This is a genomic window from Natrarchaeobius oligotrophus (assembly GCF_003841465.1).
Classification (GTDB): Archaea; Halobacteriota; Halobacteria; order Halobacteriales; family Natrialbaceae; genus Natrarchaeobius; species Natrarchaeobius oligotrophus.
This window is the reverse complement of sequence record NZ_REFZ01000056.1, coordinates 1-1,279: the sequence shown is the minus strand read 5'-3', so window position 1 is coordinate 1,279 and position 1,279 is coordinate 1. Positions and strand designations below refer to the sequence as shown.

Sequence of the window (1,279 nt, the reverse complement as noted above, 5' to 3'; positions counted from 1 at the left end):
ACTCAGCTTTGAACGTTGAAGTAGGATCGTGACGTAGGCAGTAGCGAACACGGATGATGCCGATTACGGACTTCTTGTCGTGCACGCGTGTATTCGACGAGTTCGAGTCGCTGTCACCCGCACAACGTCAGCACGCGAAAACCTACGCCACAGGTCTTGTTGCGGCCAGCAACAAGACCGTGGCAGGCATCGCACGCGAAGTCCTTCCAGCTGGAGACAAACGCGCTCTCAACAAGTTCCTCACCGAGTACGACTGGGACGAACAGCAATTTAACCACGAACGCCTCGAAGAACTCCAAAAACACGGCGAAACACGTTGGTCGAAGGATGGTTACATCATCCTCGACGACACGATCACCGAGAAAGCCGGGGACGAAGTCCCCGGCGTCGGACACTTCTATGATCACGCCGAAGGTGACACTGTCTGGGGCCAAGACCTCATCTACGCCTTCTACGCTGACGACAAAACTGCCTACCCACTCACTTTCCGCCTCTACGAAAAACAGGACGAAGATGACCAAAACCACGACACCAAGTACGATCTCGCCCGTGAGATCGTCACCGAACTCGAAGACGAGGTAGGTGTCCCGGCGGACACCTACCTCTTCGACTCGTGGTTCGCTCACGATTCTGCCCTCGTCGAACACATCGAATCCTACGGCAACGACTGGATCGGCCCGCTCCGGAGCAACCGACAGGTAACCTACGCCGGCGAAGAGATCAGCGTCGAAGCGCTGGCAGAGCGCATCGACACCGTCGAGCGTAACGTTGAGGACGAGACCTACCACATCTGGACGAAGAAGCTTCCCGTCTCCCAACTGGGAGACGTGAAGCTGGTCATCGCCGAGAAAGAAACTGACGAAGACGAAGAGAACCCGGTCAAATACCTCGCCACGAACAAGATCGACGCACCTACCGAACACGTGATCCGCTCCTACGGGATGCGGTGGCGCATCGAGACGTTCTTCGAGGACTCGAAGCAAGATCTTGGCTTGGGAGACTGCGAGATGCAGACCGACGAAGGTGCCAGTCGGCACTGGCACCTTCTGATGGCTGCCTACAGTCTCGTTCGTCTTGATCCCGATTCGAGAGCCTTGGGGACGGTTCGCTCGAAAGCGTCATCGCTTCGAGCGAACCTCGAACATTCCCTGAAGGAAGCCGTTTACAACCTGCTCTCGTGGGTTCGAGACAACGATGATCGTGGCGTCGATGACCTTATGCAAGAGATCGACCACCTTTTCGTTCACTCAACAGCCGACGCTAACGTTCAAAGCTGAGT

General features: G+C 56.1%; 1 protein-coding gene. It reads left to right on the top strand.

What is annotated here, in order from left to right:
- Positions 1-53: 53 nt before the first annotated feature.
- On the top strand, positions 54-1,277 hold the full coding sequence (locus tag EA472_RS21790) for an IS701-like element ISHti12 family transposase (protein ID WP_124193545.1): 1,224 nt from the start codon (positions 54-56) through the stop codon (positions 1,275-1,277).
- Positions 1,278-1,279: the final 2 nt, after the last annotated feature.

Coding starts and splice junctions, on each gene's coding strand:
- EA472_RS21790 (WP_124193545.1), top strand. CDS start 54: ATGATGCCGATTACGGACTTCTTGTCGTGCACGCGTGTATTCGACGAG.